Source organism: Hyphomicrobiaceae bacterium, assembly GCA_041397645.1.
In the GTDB taxonomy this organism is placed as follows: domain Bacteria; phylum Pseudomonadota; class Alphaproteobacteria; order Rhizobiales; family Hyphomicrobiaceae; genus Hyphomicrobium_B.
Window position 1 is genome coordinate 842,614 of the sequence record JAWKWE010000004.1, and the last position, 19,182, is coordinate 861,795.

Below are 19,182 nucleotides of genomic sequence, written 5' to 3' on the forward strand. Positions count from 1 at the left end.
TCCGTCGCGAGTGGCTTAACCGAGCTTGGCCAACCAAGAAATCACCTTGCGCACAAACGGGTTACCCGGTGCTGATGCATAGTAGCGGAAAGCGGCCCGTTTGTTCACCTCCGAAAGTGTCGGATAGGGTGAAATCCAATCGGTCATGGCCTTGATCTTCAGCTTCTGGGACATCGCCAGAGACCACATCTGGATGATTTCGCCCGCGTGCGCGCCGACAATAGTCACGCCAAGTATCTGGCCTTTCTGGCTTGTGACGACCTTCACATGCCCAGCAGTTTCCCGTTCTGCCTGAGCGCGGTCGTTCTCATGGAATGGCCAGCGCAGTACGTTAACTTTTCCGTGAGACTTGCGCGCCTCATCCTCCAACATCCCAATATGGGCGAGTTCGGGGTCGGTAAACGTGACCCACGGAATGATTCGGCCGGTCGTCTTTGCCGGCAGTCGAAACAGCGTCCGCCGGATTACGATGCCAGCATGGTCGTTGGCGACATGGGTGAACTGCAGACCGCCCGCGACGTCGCCGATGGCAAAAACGCGCTTGTTGGAAGTTTGCAAGCCTGCGTTGACGCTGATGCCCTTCTTGTCGAATTTGATGCCGGCGGACTCTAATCCCAGGTCGGCTGTGTTGGGGCGACGTCCCGCAGCCACCAGCAGATGCGTGCCTTCCACGCTGTCGCTGCCAGCATCGGTTTTCAGCGTCAGGATAACCGCGTCCTTGTCACTCGATACCTTTTCGACGAGCGCGCCTTCGCGAATGACGATGCCTTCTGCGCGCAGATGATCGAGCACGATCGCTGAAAGCTCCGGATCATCCTTCCCCATCGCCTTCAGCCCTTCGACCACAGTGACCTGCGAGCCAAGCCGTCGATGGGCCTGGGCGAGTTCGAGGCCGATCGGACCGCCGCCGACAATGAGCAGATGAGGCAGCTTTCGTGTGTTCTCGAAGATCGTTTCGTTGGTGAAGTAGGGTATCTCCTTGAGCCCGGGGATCGGCGGCACCACCGGAGAAGACCCGGTTGCAATTACGAAGCGTCGCGCCTTGATGAGGTATTCTCCCGCTTCCACCGTTTCGCGATCGACGAACCGCCCTGCAGCGGTAATGACGCGCACGCCCAGACCGGTAAAACGCTCTACGGAATCGTTGGGCGCAATGGCGGCGATGACGCCGTGGACGTGATCGTGAACGGCCGCATAGTCGATCTCGGGCTCGACGCGGGTGATGCCGAACTTGTTCGCCTGACGCATCTGATGCGCGCGTTTGCCTGCCGCCAGCAATGCTTTGGACGGGACACATCCATAGTTCAGGCAATCGCCGCCCATCTTGCCTTTCTCGATAAGCACGACGCGCTGCCCGAACGCCGCGGCTGCCGCTGCAACTGACAGCCCGCCCGAACCCGCACCAATGATGCAGAAGTCGGCAGTTAGCGTTTCGCGCGTGGCCGCACTCGAAGCATCCGCACTATCTTTTTGCATGACGATTTTTCCAGCGTTTCAAAGCGGGCGGTATCAAGGCGACAACCCCCAGCAAAGCGAAGGCAGCCAATAGCTCATTGGTCACGAGCGCGCTCGTGTCGATGGTGTAGGGGCAAGCGTCGTCTCCACCACCAGGATTTCGCGTCAGACAGTCTTGATAGCTGGCATTTTGCGCTTCCACGACACTGCCTAAGCCCGAACCTGCCACTGAAAATGCAATTGTCCCCGGAATTATGCCCAGAAATGTGCCCAACACATAGGTTTTGAAGGGAACGCCCAGCAGTGCCGGCGCCAAATTGACGACAACGAACGGAAATGCCGGCACTAGACGAAGGAAGAGCAGATAGCTCAGAGCATTCTCTTGAAAACCATCGCGCAGCGCCGCAAGGGAAGGTCCGGCTTTCGCGGCAAGGCTCTCGCCGAAGGAACTCTTGGCGATCAAGAACACCAGCGTCGCGCCGATCGTTGCGGCAACGACCGTTGCCGACGCGCCAAGCGCCCAACCAAAGAGCAGCCCTCCCGCGAGCGTCATGACGAGACCGCCCGGAAGCGACAGCGCAACCACCACGATATAGATCGCCATGTAGATCAGCAGTGCCACGAGCTGGTTCTGGGCGATGAACGATTTGAGCTGGTCGTAGTTGAGCCCGATGGTCTTGAAGCTGAGGTATTTGTGCCAGCCCATCGCAAAGACCAGCGCCATCAGCCCTGCCAGAACGAGCACCGGCCCCCAGCGTTTCCATCCCGCATTGCTGGCCGCAGCACTGGAAGCTGTGCTGTCAGGCCCGGGTTGCGTATCCATCGCACATCCTCGCAAAGTTTGGCTTTCGCATCGTGATCCGTTGTCCACTGTACGAGATCGGACTGGCCGTTGTTTCGTCCGGCTGCGATTTCTTGCCTTTGCAGGCGCCGGGAAGCACGGGTTGCGTTGACTTCCCCCGTCAGCCCCCCTATAAGCCTGCATCTTGCGGGTTGGACCGGCCTTCGGGGCGAAACTGCGCCCTGTCGCCGTATCGGACCTTAACCCTCGGAAATTTCATGGTTTTTCCATCAGCCGCGTTGGCGGCCGGTGGCATTTGGAACTTCACGGAGACGTCGCGTGAAACGCACATATCAGCCCAGCCGCCTCGTGCGCAAACGCCGCCACGGCTTCCGCAAGCGTATGCTGACCGCCGGTGGTCAAAAGGTTCTCGCCCGCCGTCGCGCCAAAGGCCGTAAGCGCCTGTCGGCCTAGCATTTTTGCGGGTGCGCGCGATTGCAATGGCCGGCCCGTCGCTTGCGGTACGGCATTTGAACGCTCGCCAGGACGCGCCCGGTGGCACTCGACACCATCAAGAAACGACCTGACTTCCTCGCCGTTCGCGGCGGGGCACGGGCTTCCGTGCCGTGTTGCCTGATGGAAGCTAAGCCGCGCGCGAAGGCCCCAGCGGGCGATTTCAAAGGCCCACGCTTCGGTTTCACAGTCACAAAAAAGCTCGGCAACGCGGTGACACGCAACCGGATCCGCCGTCGCCTGAAGTCCGCGCTCAGCAAAGTTGCACCTGCTCTCGCCCGCGATGGCTTTGATTACGTCATCGTTGCGCGGCCGCCGGCACTCGACAAACCGTTCGAGGATCTGCTGACCGAATTGACCCGTGCACTCATAGGCGTTCACAAGCCGCAGGGCGCACGCCAGCAAAGACTCGACAAACGCCCGCTAACGATGAAAAAACCCGAGCCAGATGGACCGTCCTGATCGGTAGCCGTCGTAAATTGCCGTGCGCCTACCTCTTCGCCTACCTATCCGGCGCGCAGACCTTGACTGACAAAGCGCGCACTAAACTGAGGCTACGATGAACTCCGGAAAATCCCCGCAAGATCAAAACAACCTGCTGTTCGCCGTCATCCTCTCGCTGGTGGTGCTGATGGGTTGGCAATATTTCTTCGCAGCGCCGGCGGTGCGCGAAGAGAAGGCGCGCCAGGATTTCGCCCGTGACGTGGAGGCGCAACGCTCCGGATCTAAGACGGACGGCCCTCCTGGTGTCGCTCAAGGTCCGGTTTCTGCACCCACCACCACCACCACGACGCCTGAACCGGGCCAGCCTTCCACTGCCCCTATCGCGCGTGACGATGCGCTCAAGGCCTCGCCGCGCGTCGCCATCAAGTCCGATAGCCTGGAAGGCTCCATCGCGCTCAAGAGCGGCCGCATCGATGATCTGGTGCTTGTGAAGTATCGCGAGCAGATCGATCCCAATTCGCCCAAGGTTGTCCTGCTGTCACCAGCAGGCAGCGAGCATCCCTATTTCGCCGAGTACGGCTGGGTTGCTCCCAGCGGCGCGTCGCTCAAGCTGCCCGACCGCGACACGCTGTGGACGTTGGAAAGTGGCTCGATGCTGTCGCCCAAATCTCCGGTCACCATCAATTGGGATAATGGAGAAGGCTTGGTGTTCCGCCGGACTTTCTCGATTGACGACGACTACATGTTCAAGGTTGTCGACGAGGTGGAAAACAAGACGCAAGGCGACGTCTCGCTGCTGCCCTACGCCCGCATTTACCGCTACACGCTGCCCAAGACCCACGCCTACTACATTCTGCACGAAGGGTTGATCGGCGTTGCTGGCGATGAAGGCCTCAAAGAAGTCACCTACGCCGACGCGATCAAATCCGCCACGCCTCACGTGTTCGAGAACATCACGGGCGGCTGGTTCGGCATTACCGACAAGTATTGGGCAGCAGCCGTTATTCCCGATCAAAACGAGCCCTATCGCGGCATGATGTCGGCAGTGAAGGCGGCATCTGCGGCTCAAAGCGACGCCTTTCAGGTCGACTATCTGCGTGGCGCGCTGGTCGTTCCACCCAACGCTCGCAAGGGCGTCGAAGGACACCTGTATGCCGGTGCCAAGCAGCCCACCATCATCGACGGCTATCAGAAGTCGCTCAACATCAAGCTGTTCGATCGCATGATCGATTGGGGCTTGTTCTATTTCATCACCAAGCCGCTCTTCAAACTCATGGAGTGGATCAATTCGTGGGCCGGCAATTTTGGCATTACGATCCTGATCCTGACCATCATCGTAAAAGCCGCCTTCTTCCCGCTTGCCAATAAACAGTATACGAGCATGGCGCGCATGAAGAAGATGCAGCCCGAGATGGCCCGCATCAAGGAGGTCTACAAGGAGGATCCCCAGCGCCAGCAAAAGGAGATGTTCGAGCTCTACAAGCGCGAGAAGATCAATCCGCTCGCCGGTTGTTGGCCGATTCTTCTGCAGATCCCGGTGTTCTTCGCGCTCTATAAGGTGCTGTTCGTGACCATCGACATGCGCCATGCGCCGTTCTTCGGCTGGATTAAGGATCTTTCCGCACCAGATCCGACCTCGATCTTTAACCTGTTCGGCCTTCTGCCCTTCGCAGCGCCGGAGTTCCTGCATGTCGGCGCGTGGCCGGTCATCATGGGCATCACGATGTGGATGCAGATGCAGTTGAACCCGCCGCAGCCCGATCCCATTCAGCAGCAGGTCTTCCAATGGATGCCGCTGATGTTCACGTTCTTGCTGGCGACTTTCCCGGCTGGTCTCGTGATCTATTGGGCATGGAGCAACACGCTGTCGATCGCTCAGCAGTACTACATCAACAAGAAGAACGGCGCGGAGGTGCATTTGATGTCTAATATCAAGCGTACCTTCGGTGGGATCGGAAGATTGTTCGGCGGCAATAACAAGGATGACGGCAAGCCGTAGCGCAAGCACGCAGCCCGCTCCTCCTTTCACGCCGATCTCGCAAAAGGCTGGTCGGCCTGCCGCCGATCAGCCGTCGATGCGAGAAGACAGGATTGCAAAATGCAGGACGGCACGCTCACCGACGAAGAGATCGAGACCGGCCGTTTGATCTTCACGCAGCCTTGGGATTTTTCTCGCGGCTCGCCTGATCTCAACCATCTGCCGCCCGACGATCGCCCCGAGATTGCGTTCGCCGGGCGCTCGAACGTCGGCAAGTCCACGCTCATCAACGCGCTTGTCGGTCAGCGCCAGCTGGCGCGCGCCTCCAACACCCCGGGCCGCACACAAGACCTCAACTTCTTCACGCTGCCCGCCGCTTCGCTTTATATCGTCGACATGCCCGGCTACGGATTTGCCGAAGCACCCAAGGACAAGGTAGCCGCCTGGAACAAGGTTCTGCGCGGATATCTTGCCGGACGGCGCACGCTGCTGCGCGTGTTCGTCCTGATCGATGCGCGCCACGGCATCAAAACGGCCGACAACGACATTCTGGCGCTTCTCGACAGCGCAGCCGTTTCCTACCAGGGCGTGCTCACCAAGGCGGACAAAGTCAGTCGGGCCGAGCTGGAAAAAGTCGCTGAAGCGACCCGCCAGGCTTTGGGAAAGCACGCCGCCGCTTATCCTGAAATCATTGTCACGTCGTCGGAAAAGGGCACGGGCATTGATATTCTTCGCGGCACCATTGCACGCCTTTTGATGCAGCACGCTTGATCGCCTGGACAACCGCTAGAGTTTGGAACAGCTCGACTACAAGTCTCAACCGGTCGCGAACGAGCCTGTTAGCAGACGGCGCGAGGCGATTGGCGTGGCCCGGCGCATGGCGGTATAACGCCCGCGCCAACTTCCACGCCGTGAAAGGACCTTTCGCTTGGACCCCATTAACGCCCGCATCGCCAGCGAACTCAACGTGCAGATCAATCAGGTCGCAGCGGCCGTCGAGCTGCTCGGCGAAGGCGCCACCGTGCCGTTCATCGCGCGTTACCGGAAAGAAAAGACGGGCGGGCTGGACGACACTCAACTGCGCAAGCTCGAAGAGCGTCTTGGCTATCTGCGCGATCTTGAAGACCGCCGCGGCACCGTGATCAAGAGCATCACCGAACAAGGCAAAATGACGCCCGAGCTGCAGCGCGCCATCGCCGGCGCCGAAAGCAAAGTGGAGCTGGAAGATCTTTACGCGCCATTTAAGCCAAAGCGCCGCACGAAGGCGCAAATTGCGCGTGAGGCCGGTCTTGAACCGTTGGCGGAAGCGCTGCTCTCCAATCCGATGCTCGACCCGGCCAAGGAGGCGGAAGCATTCCTCGATAATGAAAAAGGTGTCGCCGATACTAAAGCGGCCCTCGACGGCGCGCGCGCCATCATCATCGAGCGCATCGGCGAGAACGCCAAATTGGTCGGCGACCTGCGCGAGTGGCTTTGGTCGTCGGGCTCGATTGCGTCCAAGGTCATCAAAGGCAAGGAGACCGAAGGCGCGAAATTCTCCGATTACTTCGACTTCTCGCAATCGATTCACGACATGCCATCTCACCGCGCGCTGGCGCTCTTGCGTGGACGCAATGAGGGCATCCTCGATCTCGATCTGGATGTCGAAAGCGAAGAGGGACGCCCGCATCCCGCTGAGCTGAAAGTCATGTCGGCGACCGGAATAGCAGACCGCGGACGCGCCGCCGACCGTTGGCTCGCCGATACGGCGCGGCTGGCGTGGAAGACGAAACTGCACGTGTCGCTGGCTATCGATCTGATGGTGCGTCTCAAGGAACGCTCCGACACCGCCGCCATCGACGTGTTCAAAGCAAACCTGAAGGACTTGCTGCTTGCCGCGCCTGCCGGCGCGCGTGTCACCATGGGGCTTGATCCTGGCATCCGCACCGGCGTCAAGGTCGCTGTCGTCGATGCCACCGGCAAGTTGCTCGACACGGCGACCGTCTATCCACATGAGCCACGCAACGACTGGCATGGCGCGCTCGCGACGCTCGGCGCGCTGTGCCTGAAGCACAAGGTGGACATTATCGCGATCGGCAACGGAACCGCCAGCCGGGAAACCGACAAGCTTGCGGGCGAGCTGATCAAGAAACTGCCCGACGCCCGTCTCACCAAGGTGATGGTGTCGGAAGCGGGAGCGTCGGTCTATTCGGCCTCCGAGCTTGCCGCCGGCGAGTTCCCCAATCTCGATGTTTCGTTGCGCGGTGCCGTGTCGATTGCGCGCCGTTTGCAAGATCCTCTGGCCGAGCTCGTCAAGATCGAACCCAAGGCCATCGGCGTCGGCCAATATCAGCACGACGTCAACCAGCCTGAACTTGCCCGCTCACTCGACGCGGTCGTCGAGGACTGCGTGAATTCCGTTGGTGTTGACGTCAACATGGCGTCGGCGCCATTGCTTGCCCGCGTTGCCGGTCTCAACACGACGATTGCCCAAAACATCGTCGCTCACCGTAACGAGAACGGAGCCTTCAAGAAGCGCACCGACATCAAGAAGGTGTCACGCCTCGGACCCAAGGCATTTGAGCAAGCGGCCGGCTTCCTGCGCATCATGAACGGTACAAATCCGCTCGACGCAAGCGCCGTTCACCCTGAAGCCTACGACGTCGTGGAGCGTATCGCTGACGCCACCAAGCGACCGCTGAAAACGATGATTGGCGATCGACAATTTCTCAAAACGCTGAAGCCCAGCCAGTTTGCCGATGAGCGTTTCGGTATTCCAACCGTGACCGACATCATCGCGGAGCTTGAAAAGCCTGGACGCGATCCGCGGCCCGAGTTCAAGACGGCGGAGTTCAAAGAAGGCGTAGAAAAAATCTCTGACCTGAAGCCCGGCATGGCGCTCGAAGGTGTCGTCACGAATGTCACCGCATTCGGCGCCTTTGTGGACATTGGCGTTCACCAGGACGGCCTCGTCCACGTGTCCGAGCTGGCGGATCGCTTCGTTAAAGATCCCCGCGAGGTGGTGAAAGCCGGTGACGTGGTCAAGGTGCGCGTGAAGGATGTCGATGTTGACCGCAAACGTATCGCGCTGACCATGAAGTCAGGGGCCATCGATCAAACAAGTGGCACGCCGCGCCAGGCCGATATGCGCTCAAGCCCCCGTACGGAGAGCCGCCACGGTCAGGGCGGAGGGCGTGGCACAGGTGGCGGTCATGGTGGCGGGCGCTCAGAACCCCAGGGCGAATCCGCGCTTGCCGCCGCACTGCGCCGCGCGCGTGAACAAGGTAAGAGCTGATCCGCTTGTATCAGCTCGATTGCCATGGGCGTAGTGCGACTGAGTTGCTAGGTGGGCGGCTGTTCGCCGGGGCCGCGTTCCTTGAGAAGAGCGATCTTGAAGCTGCCGTCTTGCTGACGCACCCGCAGGTTGGCGGGACGGCCGCGCCATTCCCTGGCCACAGCATTCTGAAGCATGGCCTGCAACAGGCTTGCCTCTCCGATCGCTTCGACGACCCAGAGGATGTCGCCGCTCTTCCATTCCTTTGGCTCAAGCTTGATCGGCTGGTTGGGATCTTTTCGCAGGCGCTGATCGACTTCGGGCGAAACAAACGCCCACATCAGTAGGCCGACAGGCGCGGTCATGCCGTTGGCTTTTGACTGCGCTTCAAGAACGGCAAACTGACCCGTGGTGACGGCGGGGGCCGCCAGCCATTCGAGATCCGCCAAGGTCTTTCCGCGATAATCGGTGGTGCGCATCAAAATCGTCGTGATCTGACCGAAGGCTGCCATCAGCGACTTTGAAAGCATCATCGCGTTCCGGCGCGCTTCCTCTGAGAGCTCCTCTGCCGGAGTGGCAGCGGGTGCCGGGCCCGGTGATCCGGCTTGCTGCGAAGGCGCCGCGGGCTGAACTGGCGGCGGCGTGGAGGGCGCGGCTCCTGCGGGAGAACCCGGAGTCGTGGGTGTCTTCTTCGACCACAAAGCCATAGCGAACCTCCGCTTTAGAAATCCAATTTGCCCTTCATACGAAACGCCCGCGCCATTTTTGCGACGACAGTCGCCAGATCCACCAGATCCGACTGGCATCAAAGCATACACCCAAACGCTGGTGCGCGCCTGAAAACCGGGCCATCTGTCAGTACAGTGATTCGGTCTCATCGCGACAAAAGCTGCCCCCACAGCCGCGAGGCTTGCACTCGCTCTCATCAAACATTAGAATATTCTAATATTACAGTATTCGGTCCCTGACCGGCCGCCGAACGAGACCAATAAGAGGCTGAAATATAGATGTTATCTCCTGTCGCGCGCTTGATGATTACCCTGCTCACGGCAGCCGCCTGGGCCGCTACGGCTAAGGCAGACAGCCAATCGACCGGGAGCGAGACCTTCCAGGTCCACGCAAGCCAGGTGGAAGACTTCAAATCCGTCTACGCCACGGTGAGAAGCCGCGACGTCGTAGAAGCGCGCGTGCGCACCGGCGGCACAATCGCGACACTGAACGTCGATGAGGGCGATGAGGTTGAACCCGGCAAGGTTCTAGCACTCGTCACCGATCCCAAACTCGCCCTGCGCGTGAAGGCGATCGAAGCACAGATCGTGGCCGCCAAGTCTCGCACCGAAACCGCCCAAGCAGAACTTGAACGCGCCAAACAGCTTGCCGCCCGCGGAGTGACGGCGCAGGCACGGGTCGATCAAGCGCAGACCGCCTTCGATGTCGCCACCAACGATCTCAAGGCCGCCCAGGCCGAACGCGCAGTTGTGGAAACGCAGGCATCTGAGGGTGAAGTCTTGGCACCCTCTTCGGGCCGTGTGTTGCGCGTCCCCGTCACCGTAGGCTCGGTCGTATTGATGGGCGAAAGCATCGCGACCATCGCGGCAAACGAGTATCTGCTTCGCGTGGAGGTTCCCGAACGCCATGCCCGCTTCATGAAGAAGGGAGATGTCATTCGGATCGGTGGCCGCGAGCTGGAAAGCCCTGGCAATAACGTCACCGAAGGCAAGATCACGCAAGTTTATCCGCAGTTGAACAACGGCCGTGTCATTGCCGACGCCGAGGCTCCCGGCCTTGGCAATTATTTCGTCGGCGAGCGGGTCTTGACGTGGATTTCCGCGGGTGAGCGCACGGCATTTGTGGTGCCCGCGCAGTATGTCTTTCGCCGCTATGGGCTCGACTATGTGCGGCTCGCAACGCAAGCGGGCTCCCCGCAGGATGTAGCGGTGCAGCTTGGCCGCACCGTAACCGGTGCAAACGGCCAGAAATCCATCGAGATTCTCGCTGGCGTGGCTGACGGCGACAAGCTGGTGCAGCCATGAGCGGAAAATCCCTGGGTATATCGGGCAGCCTCACGCGCGCCTTCATCCGCTCGCCGTTGACGCCGCTATTCCTGCTGACTGGGCTCGCGCTTGGTCTCATCGCGCTCATCATGCTTCCGCGTGAAGAGGAGCCGCAGATTTCCGTTCCCATGGTCGACATCTTCGTCACTGCTGACGGACTTAAAGCACCCGACGCGGTGAAGCTCGTCACCGAGCCATTGGAGACGATCGTCAAAGCTATAAACGGCGTCGAGCACGTCTATTCCAACACCATCGACGACCGCGTGGTGGTTACGGCGCGCTTTTTCGTCGGCACGTCGTCGGACGAAGCCATCCTGCGCGTGCATGAGAAGGTGCGCGCCAACTACGACCGCATTCCAACCGGAATTCCCGAGCCCCTGATCATAGGTCGCGGGATCGACGATGTCGCGATCCTGACGCTGACCCTCTCGCCCAAGGCGGGCGTGACGCACTTCACAGATAATGCCCTGTATCACATGGCAGAGGATCTACAGGTCGAGTTGGCCAAGCTCGATAATATCGGTCTGTCATTCATTGCGGGTGGGCGGCCCGATCAAATCCGAGTCGAGCCCGATCCTGAACGCTTGTCGCTTTACGGTGTCACGCTGGCGCAACTTGTCGGCAAGGTCCGCGAGGCTAACCGCTCATTCCTCGCCGGTCGCGTGAGGGAAGCCAATTCCAGCCTTGAGGTTGCCGCCGGGCAGACATTGCAGGGCATCCCTGACATCGGCCAACTGCTGATTACCGCGCGCGACGGCCGCCCTGTCTACGTGAGCGACGTCGCAAACGTCATCGTCGGCGCGAAGCCGGTGGAACATCAGGCTTGGAACTTCGCCAAATCGGAGAACGGAAAGCTAGAGCGCACACCCGCCGTCACGCTTGCCATCGCCAAGCGCGCAGGCGCGAACGCCGTCGTTATCTCAGAGGAAGTCCTCAATCGTTTGCAGGAATTGAAGGGAGACCTCATTCCCGACGACGTCGATGTCACGATTACCCGCAATTACGGCGAAACCGCCAATGAGAAAGCCAACGAACTTCTATTTCACTTGGGGCTCGCGACACTTTCCATCGTTTTGCTTGTCGCCGTTGCCATCGGCTGGCGCGAGGGCGCGGTGGTGCTTGTCGTTATTCCTGCGACGATCCTGCTCACGATGTTCGCGTCCTGGCTTCTTGGTTACACCATCAACCGCGTGAGCCTTTTCGCGCTTATCTTCTCTATCGGCATTCTGGTCGATGACGCCATTGTGGTGATCGAGAACATTGCACGACACTGGGCCATGCACGACGGCCGCAATCGTGTGGATGCTGCCATCGACGCCGTTGCCGAAGTCGGCAACCCAACCATCGTCGCAACCCTCACCGTGGTCGCCGCGCTTCTGCCCATGCTGTTCGTGTCGGGGCTGATGGGGCCCTACATGAGCCCGATTCCCGCCAATGCGTCGGCGGCGATGATCCTGTCCTTCTTCGTGGCGGTGATCGTTACCCCCTGGCTGATGCTGCGCTTTAGCGGCAAGGCGCCTGCGCATCACGATGAAGGCGACAGCTCAGGCGGCGTGTTGGGCCGACTCTACACCGCGGTTGCCCGTCCGATCCTGGCCACCAAGGCGCGCGCGTGGGCATTCTTGCTCACCATCGGCATCGCCACGCTGGCCTCGCTCGTGTTGCTCTACACCAAGTCCGTCACGGTCAAGCTGCTTCCCTTCGACAACAAGTCGGAGCTTCAGGTCGTCGTCGATCTGCCGCGCGGAGCGTCACTGGAAGAAACGGACCGTGTTTTGCAAGCTGCGGCGGAACGGATTTCCGTACTGCCCGAGCTGACCTCGATCCAGGCCTACGCCGGGACTGCAGCACCGTTCAATTTCAACGGACTTGTCCGCCACTATTATCTGCGCAACGAGCCCCAGCAGGGCGATCTGCAGATCAATCTGTCACCCAAGAGCGAGCGTGACCGCACGAGCCATGCCATCGCATTGGAAGTTCGCAAATTGCTGGAAGGCCTGCCGATGCCAAAAGACACGGTGGTCAAGGTTGTCGAAGTTCCCCCTGGCCCGCCGGTCATTGCCACTTTGCTAGCCGAGATCTACGGCGACACGCCCGAGCAGCGCCGCGCGGTCGCAAACAAGGTTCGCGAGGCCTTCCGCGCCGTGCCCTACATTGTCGACGACGACGTAAGCTACGGCATCCAGGCTCCCCGCGTGCGCATGTCGATCAACCACGACAAGCTCGAATTCTACAAGGTGGAGGAAAGCGACGTCTACGACACCATCAAGTCGTACTTCGGCGGCGTGCCTGTCGGCTACTCCCACAAGGGCGGCGGCCGCCATCCGGTCGAGATTGCCGTCCAGGTTCCAAAGCGCGATCTTTCCATCGGGCAACTTGCGCTGACGACGCCCGTTCCCGCCAATGCTCTGCCGGGCGAACGCGATATCGTTGAACTGGGCGATGTCGTGAAAGTCTCCAACGAAAAAGCTTCGTTCCCAATCTTCCGCCACAACGGTCGTCCGGCCGAAATGGTAATGGGAGAGCTTGCAGGCGCGTTCGAGGCTCCCGTTTACGGTATGCTGGCGGTTGCCGACGAGCTCGACAAGATCGACTGGGGCGACCTTCCCAAGCCAAAGATTGCATTCCACGGGCAACCCGAAAGCACCAAGACGCCGGTGCTGTTGTGGGACGGGGAATGGGAAGTCACCTATGTCACCTTTCGCGACATGGGCGCTGCATTCGCCGTCGCGCTGCTCGGTATCTTCGTTCTGGTGGTGGCGCAGTTTGGATCGTTCAAGCTCCCGCTTGTCATCCTGACGCCGGTCCCGCTGACGCTCATCGGCATCATGCTCGGACACTGGTTGTTCGCGGCACCCTTCACGGCGACCTCGATGATCGGGTTCATCGCGCTCGCCGGCATCATCGTGCGCAACTCAATCCTGCTGGTGGACTTCATTCGCGAACGACGCAAAGACGGCGCACCGTTGCGTCAGGTTCTACTGGAGTCTGGCGCGATCCGCTTCAAACCGATCCTTCTGACGGCGCTTGCCGCCATGATCGGCGCAGCCGTGATCCTGGCTGACCCGATCTTCCAGGGCTTGGCCATTTCGCTGCTGTTCGGCCTTGCGTCGTCGACATTGCTGACGGTGCTCGTCATCCCGGCCATCTATGTGGTGCTGCGCGATGACGGGAAGACGCTGGATCAGACGGCCGAGGGCTTGTCGTCGAAAACGTAACCTGCACCGCGAACGGTACGGATGGGATCGATTTCTGTCCCGCGAACGATCGACTTGCGCAAGCGGCCGACGTGCACATCGACGGTACGCTCATCGACCTCCGTGGTGTGTCCCCACACGTTGTCGAGCAGTTGCGCGCGCGAAAGCACCCGGCCGGCACTCTGCATGAAGAACTCAAGCAGGCGGTATTCCGTCGGCCCCAGCAAGATTTCGCGCGAACCGCGCGTAACCCGGTGAGCCTGCCGGTCGATGGAAATGCCGCCCTTCTGCAGAACGTCCGCCGTTTTCTCAGGCGCGGCACGGCGTAACAAGCCTTTCACGCGAGCCATCAACTCGGCAACCGAAAAGGGTTTGACCATGTAATCGTCGGCACCCGTCGCCAGGCCGCGCAATCTGTCGGCTTCCTCGCCGCGTGCCGTCAGCATGATGACGGGCAGATTGCGCGTCGCCGGATTTGCACGAATCTGGCGACAGATCTCTATGCCCGATGTTCCTGGAAGCATCCAGTCCAGGATGACCAGATCAGGCGGGCTATCCTTGAGCATGAACGCAGCATCATCGCTTGTCGACGCTGTAACGACCTGATACCCCGACGCTTCCAAGTTGTAGCTGATCAGTGTTACCAGCGCCTCTTCGTCTTCGACGATCAGAATTCTAGCAGCCATATCGTTTCAGTCCGTACTCTATTCTCTTCCTCAGCCCGCCTTCTCGATGAGGGTCGAGCTTGTATTGTCGTGCTTGGGGCGTTCCTCGGTCAGAGGATAGCCGCGCGCGAGGAAATGCACCGTCTCTGCGATATTTGTCGTGTGATCGCCGATGCGTTCGATGTTCTTTGCCGCGAACAGCAGATGCGTACACATTCCGATGTTGCGCGGATCCTCCATCATGTACGTGAGCATTTCGCGGAACAGGGAGTTGTAGAGCGCGTCGATACGCTGGTCGTCGTGCCAGATTTCAATGGCTTTAGCGTCGTCGCGCGCTGCATAGGCATCGAGCGCACCCTTCAGGCTGTGTGCGGCCAGTTCATACATATGGCGCAGGCCGAGAATGAGCGGCTTGGGATGCGACGCGACCGCGATGGTGCCCGCACGTTTGGCGATGTTCTTTGCAAGATCCCCGATGCGCTCCAAATCACCCGCTACCTTCAACACCGCGAGCACCTGACGAAGATCGTTCGCCATCGGCTGACGGCGCGCGATCATTGCAACGACCTGCTCCTCGAGCTGCGATTGCAGCTCATCGATCAGATGGTCGCTGGCGGCGGCCTGGTCGGCAAGCGAGGGATTACGCTGCTCGAGCGCATCGAACGCCTGGCCAAGGAGCTGCTCGGCGAGCCCGCCCATCTGACCAATGCTGCGATCAAGCGCGGCAAGTTCGTTTTCGTAGGATTTGACGATATGTTCGGCCATCGATTTTTCCTTGCCTCGTTCTCGTCGTGCGTGACGGGGTGAAAGCCCCTAAGCCATGTTTCGATCAGCCGAAACGGCCGGTGATGTAGTCCTGAGTGCGTTGGTCCTTCGGATTGGTGAAGATCGCGGTCGTCTCCCCTTCCTCGACAAGCGTTCCCAGATGGAAGAATGCCGTTCGCTGAGAAACGCGAGCAGCCTGCTGCATCGAGTGCGTGACGATGATGATCGTGAACTTCTGGCGCAGCTCTTCCATCAGCTCTTCGATGCGCGCGGTGGCGATCGGATCGAGCGCGGAGCAGGGCTCATCCATCAAAATTATTTCCGGATCTATCGCGATGGTGCGCGCGATGCATAACCGCTGCTGCTGGCCACCCGAAAGTCCGGTGCCGGAATCGTTCAACCGATCCTTCACCTCCTCCCACAGGCTCGCCTTCCGCAGGCTTTGCTCGACGATTTGATCGAGTTCCGCCTTGCTGGACGCGAGCGCATGAATGCGCGGGCCATAGGCCACATTCTCATAGATCGACTTGGGAAACGGATTGGGCTTTTGAAAAACCATGCCCACCCGAGACCGAAGTTCAACCGGATCGATTGCGGGATCGTAGATGTCCTCGCCGTCGATCAGGATCTTGCCGGAGACGCGCGCAGAAGCGACCGTATCGTTCATACGATTTATGCAGCGCAGGAAGGTCGACTTGCCACAACCCGACGGCCCGATGAATGCCGTCACCGAACGTTCCGGGATTTCGATGGATACGTTCTTCAAAGCGTGCTTTTCGCCATAGTGAACGTTGACGTCGGAGGCGACGACCTTGACGGCGCGATGCCCCAATTGCCTGGTCTCGCGCGGCAGAGCCACTGAAACGGACATGTTCATGGCCAATCCTTCTTTCATTCGTTACCAGCGCCGCTCGAAGCGGCGGCGCAACCATATGGCAGCGCCATTCATGAGGAACAGGATGACAAGCAGCACAACGATGGCCGCTGCCGTTTTGTATTTGAAGGCAACTTCGGGAAGATCCGACCAAAGGTAGATCTGTACCGGAAGAACAGTTGCCGCTTCCGTCAAACTCTTGGGTACATCGACAATGAACGCCACCATGCCGATCATCAGCAGCGGCGCGGTCTCACCTAAGGCGTGCGCCATGCCGATGATGCTGCCTGTCATGATGCCGGGCGTAGCCAGCGGCAAAACGTGATGGAAAATCGCCTGCTGCTTGGATGCGCCGATCCCGAGCGCGCCTTCGCGAATGGAGGGCGGGACAGCGCGCAACGCTGCGCGCGCTGAGATGATGATAGTCGGCAGCACCAGCAAGGCCAGCACCAACCCGCCGACGAGCGGGGCAGACCGCGGGAAACCAAAGAAGTTCAAAAACACCGCAAGCCCGAGCAGACCGAACACGATGGAGGGTACCGCCGCGAGGTTGTTGATGTTGATCTCGATGAAATCGGTGAGCCTATTCTTAGGCGCGAACTCTTCAAGGTAGATCGCCGCGAGGACACCGATCGGAAGGCAAAGCCCTAAAGTGACGAGCAATGTGAGGATCGAGCCGACGACTGCGCCGCGGATACCGGCGAGCTCGGGCTCGCGGCTGTCACCCGACGTAAAGAAACGCCAGTTGAACGATTTCTGGATCAGACCCGCGCTGGCAAGGTGATCGAGGAACGCCACTTTGCGGTCGCCGACGGCGCGGCTCGACTCCGGCGTGGTGTAGGTCGCGATGCGCCATGCTCCTGGAGCGGCGGCATCCGTCGACTTGAGCGGAATGTAGGCTTCGCCCGAGATGACGCTTTCCGACAGTTTGGTGGCCTTCACAACGCCGCCGTTGATCTCCACCATCACACTCGGGACGTTTCCGTCTAAATCTTCTTCAAGGCTTGCTGCATCTGCGCGTTTTTGGAACTCGTCGGCTTCCGAGCGCAACTGAACAACGGGCTCGGCGGTCTTATCTCCGGTACGCGCTTCGATGCGATCGGCGCGCTTGCGCAGTTCGATCGCACGCTGGGTGAGGTCGCTCTTGATCTCCGCAAGCAGAGGCGCGAAGTCCTTACCTGTCGATATCACCGTCACATCGCCGGTCGCAGCACTCGGCGTGGCGGTGCCTAGAGTCGTCAAATGCGTGATGCCGGTCTCCGCGCCCTTCATGTAAAGATCGGCGTCGTCCGCAAGAAGCAATGGCATCTTGACCGTCTTGCCGATGAGATCCGGATCTGCGAGGACCGTTGCGCGAACGTCGTCGGAAGCGCCTGAGCTCAACAATTCACGCAACGTCTTGCGCGGCGCCCGGCCTTCGATGCCTGGCAAAGCCTGCTCCAGCGCGTTGCGCGTGACAGCCATGTAGTCGGCGGCGCGCAGGACGTCTTCGGAACGCTTGTTTTCCGGATCTATGACGTCCGCCTGCAGCGGAACGTCCACAACGAGAGAATGAGTCCAGAATGCCGGCCACGCCGTCGCCAGGATGTTGCTCATCAAGGCGACGAGAAAGAGCGTCGAGATCGTCAGCGAAATCATGCCGTAACTGCGATAGCGTGCTTCCGCGCGGTACCGCTTGCGCAAGAACGCCGCTTTCTTCGGATCCCGCGTGCGCGGTGTGTGCGCCGGGCTAGTTGTTGTGGTGAGGTCACTCATATTGTTCGCGATACCTCCGAACCACCTTGAGCGCGATGAAGTTCAAGGCCAGTGTGATGAAGAACAACACGAAGCCCAGCGCGAACGCGGCCAGCGTCTTGGCGCTATCGAACTCCTGATCACCGACGAGAATAGTCTTGATCTGAACGGTAATCGTCGTCACCGCTTCAAGCGGGTTGAACGTCAGGTTCGCAGCCAGACCAGCTGCCATGACGACGATCATGGTTTCGCCAATGGCGCGACTGATGGCGAGCATGAAGGCTGCTACGATACCCGGAAGCGCGGCAGGAAGCACAACCTGCTTGATGGCTTCGGACTTCGTCGCCCCAAGAGCATAGGCGCCATCGCGCATGGACTGCGGCACAGCGTTGATGACGTCGTCGGACAGCGAAGAGATGAACGGAATGATCATCATGCCCATGACGAGACCGGCCGCGAGCGCGCTCTCTGATGCGATGTCGAGACCGAAGTATTCACCCCAGCCGCGAATGTAGGGCGCTACGGTGAGCGCGGCGAAGAACCCGAGCACCACGGTTGGAATGCCAGCTAGAATTTCAAGCACTGGTTTGAAGATCGCGCGCGTCTTCGGGCTGGCGTATTCGGCCAAATAGATCGCAGAGAACAGCCCCAGAGGCCCCGCCACGAGCAGGGCGATCATGGTGATCAGCAGGGTGCCCGTCAGCAGCGGCACGAATCCGTATGCCGTGGAGAAGCTGCCCTGATCGGCGCGCATGGCAGCCTGCGGGTTCCAATCGGTGCCGAAAAGAAAATCGAGCACCCCGGGCTTTCCCTTGATCGAAGGATCGAAAAAGAAGCGATAGGTCTCGCCAATCAACGAGAAAAGAATGCCGACCGTCGTGAGAATCGCGATGGCCGCACATGCCATCAAAATGATTTCGACAGCACGTTCGAAAGCGTTTCGCGCGCGAAAGCTGCGCGACACCCGCGACGAACCGAACATCAAGGCCCCCGCGCCGAGCGCGAGACCCGCCACCAGCAATCCCCACGATCCGATCGTTTTGACGTGACCGTAGGCCTCGGCCGCGGCAGCGAGCTCCGGCTTATCTGCACTTGAGAAACTGCCGGAAACGACATTTGCGATATCGCGCAAGACCGCTTGGCTGCGCATGGCATCGCCGGTGACGTCGGCCGGGAGGCCCTTCAGCGCCGCTTCCTGGGCCAGCCAATCTATCAGCGGCTCGCCTAAGGCCAGCAGCGCCATCATGGACGCGAGAACAAGAACGGAAGCATAAAGGCCGTGATATTGCGGCAGCGAATGCAGCACCGAAGGGCGGCCACCAGCGACCGAGACCGCCCGCGTGCGCGCAACGAAGAAGCCCGCTACGGTTAACACTGCCATGGCCAGAAGATAGTAGGCCGTCATCCGCACCTTCCCACACTGCGTACGGCAAGGAGACCTTGCGTGCGCTTGCTAGTCTTGTTGGGCA

General features: G+C 60.0%; 15 protein-coding genes. 7 read left to right on the top strand and 8 right to left on the bottom strand.

Annotated elements, in window-relative coordinates:
• Nucleotides 1–15 precede the first annotated feature (15 nt).
• Nucleotides 16–1,476, bottom strand: a complete 1,461-nt coding sequence (locus R3D51_03840; protein MEZ5898605.1) for an FAD-dependent oxidoreductase — start codon at nt 1,474–1,476, stop codon at nt 16–18.
• Entirely contained in the window at nt 1,463–2,278 is an 816-nt protein-coding gene (locus tag R3D51_03845; protein MEZ5898606.1) for a TVP38/TMEM64 family protein, read from the bottom strand. The genes R3D51_03840 and R3D51_03845 overlap by 14 nt, the downstream gene beginning before the upstream one ends.
• Before the next feature lie 297 nt (nt 2,279–2,575).
• Here R3D51_03845 and rpmH point away from each other — a divergent pair, with 297 nt between their 5' ends.
• The 5 genes from rpmH (at nt 2,576) to R3D51_03870 (ending at nt 8,445) form a co-directional block, all read left to right on the top strand.
• A complete protein-coding gene (gene rpmH / locus R3D51_03850) occupies nt 2,576–2,710 on the top strand; it encodes a 50S ribosomal protein L34 (protein MEZ5898607.1) in 135 nt (44 codons plus the stop codon).
• A gap of 81 nt (nt 2,711–2,791) precedes the next feature.
• A complete protein-coding gene (gene rnpA, locus R3D51_03855; protein MEZ5898608.1) occupies nt 2,792–3,211 on the top strand; it encodes a ribonuclease P protein component in 420 nt (139 codons plus the stop codon).
• A 97-nt stretch (nt 3,212–3,308) separates the two neighbouring features.
• Nucleotides 3,309–5,192 carry a membrane protein insertase YidC gene (gene yidC / locus R3D51_03860; GenBank protein MEZ5898609.1) on the top strand — a complete coding sequence of 628 codons (1,884 nt, stop codon included), beginning with the start codon at nt 3,309–3,311 and terminating at the stop codon, nt 5,190–5,192.
• 99 nt (nt 5,193–5,291) lie between these two features.
• The gene (yihA, locus tag R3D51_03865; protein ID MEZ5898610.1) at nt 5,292–5,942 is read left to right on the top strand and encodes a ribosome biogenesis GTP-binding protein YihA/YsxC; all 651 of its coding nucleotides are present in this window, start codon (nt 5,292–5,294) and stop codon (nt 5,940–5,942) included.
• 157 nt (nt 5,943–6,099) lie between these two features.
• Entirely contained in the window at nt 6,100–8,445 is a 2,346-nt protein-coding gene (locus R3D51_03870) for a Tex family protein (GenBank protein MEZ5898611.1), read from the top strand.
• A 47-nt stretch (nt 8,446–8,492) separates the two neighbouring features.
• Here the strand turns inward: R3D51_03870 and R3D51_03875 are convergent, their stop codons facing one another.
• Entirely contained in the window at nt 8,493–9,131 is a 639-nt protein-coding gene (locus R3D51_03875) for a toxin-activating lysine-acyltransferase (protein MEZ5898612.1), read from the bottom strand.
• A 300-nt stretch (nt 9,132–9,431) separates the two neighbouring features.
• Between R3D51_03875 and R3D51_03880 the strand changes: the two genes are divergently transcribed.
• Together R3D51_03880 and R3D51_03885 are read left to right on the top strand one after the other, a co-directional pair.
• Nucleotides 9,432–10,457, top strand: coding sequence for an efflux RND transporter periplasmic adaptor subunit (locus R3D51_03880; GenBank protein MEZ5898613.1), 1,026 nt, complete (start codon nt 9,432–9,434; stop codon nt 10,455–10,457).
• Nucleotides 10,454–13,696 carry an efflux RND transporter permease subunit gene (locus R3D51_03885; GenBank protein MEZ5898614.1) on the top strand — a complete coding sequence of 1,081 codons (3,243 nt, stop codon included), beginning with the start codon at nt 10,454–10,456 and terminating at the stop codon, nt 13,694–13,696. The genes R3D51_03880 and R3D51_03885 overlap by 4 nt, the downstream gene beginning before the upstream one ends.
• On the opposite strand, the gene phoB is transcribed toward R3D51_03885, so the two are convergent.
• The 5 genes from phoB to pstC all read right to left on the bottom strand — a co-directional run bounded on the left by phoB (nt 13,663) and on the right by pstC (nt 19,118).
• Nucleotides 13,663–14,361: a phosphate regulon transcriptional regulator PhoB gene (gene phoB, locus R3D51_03890; protein MEZ5898615.1), complete on the bottom strand. Its 699-nt coding sequence runs from the start codon at nt 14,359–14,361 to the stop codon at nt 13,663–13,665. The genes R3D51_03885 and phoB overlap by 34 nt on opposite strands.
• A gap of 30 nt (nt 14,362–14,391) precedes the next feature.
• The gene (phoU, locus tag R3D51_03895) at nt 14,392–15,105 is read right to left on the bottom strand and encodes a phosphate signaling complex protein PhoU (protein ID MEZ5898616.1); all 714 of its coding nucleotides are present in this window, start codon (nt 15,103–15,105) and stop codon (nt 14,392–14,394) included.
• A 64-nt stretch (nt 15,106–15,169) separates the two neighbouring features.
• Nucleotides 15,170–15,982 (bottom strand): phosphate ABC transporter ATP-binding protein PstB, encoded by an 813-nt coding sequence (gene pstB / locus R3D51_03900; GenBank protein MEZ5898617.1) that lies wholly within the window; start codon nt 15,980–15,982, stop codon nt 15,170–15,172.
• 21 nt (nt 15,983–16,003) lie between these two features.
• Entirely contained in the window at nt 16,004–17,734 is a 1,731-nt protein-coding gene (gene pstA / locus R3D51_03905; protein ID MEZ5898618.1) for a phosphate ABC transporter permease PstA, read from the bottom strand.
• A complete protein-coding gene (pstC, locus tag R3D51_03910) occupies nt 17,727–19,118 on the bottom strand; it encodes a phosphate ABC transporter permease subunit PstC (GenBank protein MEZ5898619.1) in 1,392 nt (463 codons plus the stop codon). The genes pstA and pstC overlap by 8 nt, the downstream gene beginning before the upstream one ends.
• Between the last annotated feature and the right edge of the window lie 64 nt (nt 19,119–19,182).

Excerpts from the sequence above, each read along its gene's own strand:
- R3D51_03840 (MEZ5898605.1), bottom strand. The coding sequence starts at position 1,476 with ATGCAAAAAGATAGTGCGGATGCTTCGAGTGCGGCCACGCGCGAAACG.
- R3D51_03845 (MEZ5898606.1), bottom strand. The coding sequence starts at position 2,278 with ATGGATACGCAACCCGGGCCTGACAGCACAGCTTCCAGTGCTGCGGCC.
- yidC (MEZ5898609.1), top strand. The coding sequence starts at position 3,309 with ATGAACTCCGGAAAATCCCCGCAAGATCAAAACAACCTGCTGTTCGCC.
- yihA (MEZ5898610.1), top strand. The coding sequence starts at position 5,292 with ATGCAGGACGGCACGCTCACCGACGAAGAGATCGAGACCGGCCGTTTG.
- R3D51_03875 (MEZ5898612.1), bottom strand. The coding sequence starts at position 9,131 with ATGGCTTTGTGGTCGAAGAAGACACCCACGACTCCGGGTTCTCCCGCA.
- R3D51_03880 (MEZ5898613.1), top strand. The coding sequence starts at position 9,432 with ATGTTATCTCCTGTCGCGCGCTTGATGATTACCCTGCTCACGGCAGCC.
- R3D51_03885 (MEZ5898614.1), top strand. The coding sequence starts at position 10,454 with ATGAGCGGAAAATCCCTGGGTATATCGGGCAGCCTCACGCGCGCCTTC.
- phoB (MEZ5898615.1), bottom strand. The coding sequence starts at position 14,361 with ATGGCTGCTAGAATTCTGATCGTCGAAGACGAAGAGGCGCTGGTAACA.
- phoU (MEZ5898616.1), bottom strand. The coding sequence starts at position 15,105 with ATGGCCGAACATATCGTCAAATCCTACGAAAACGAACTTGCCGCGCTT.
- pstB (MEZ5898617.1), bottom strand. The coding sequence starts at position 15,982 with ATGAACATGTCCGTTTCAGTGGCTCTGCCGCGCGAGACCAGGCAATTG.
- pstA (MEZ5898618.1), bottom strand. The coding sequence starts at position 17,734 with ATGAGTGACCTCACCACAACAACTAGCCCGGCGCACACACCGCGCACG.
- pstC (MEZ5898619.1), bottom strand. The coding sequence starts at position 19,118 with ATGACGGCCTACTATCTTCTGGCCATGGCAGTGTTAACCGTAGCGGGC.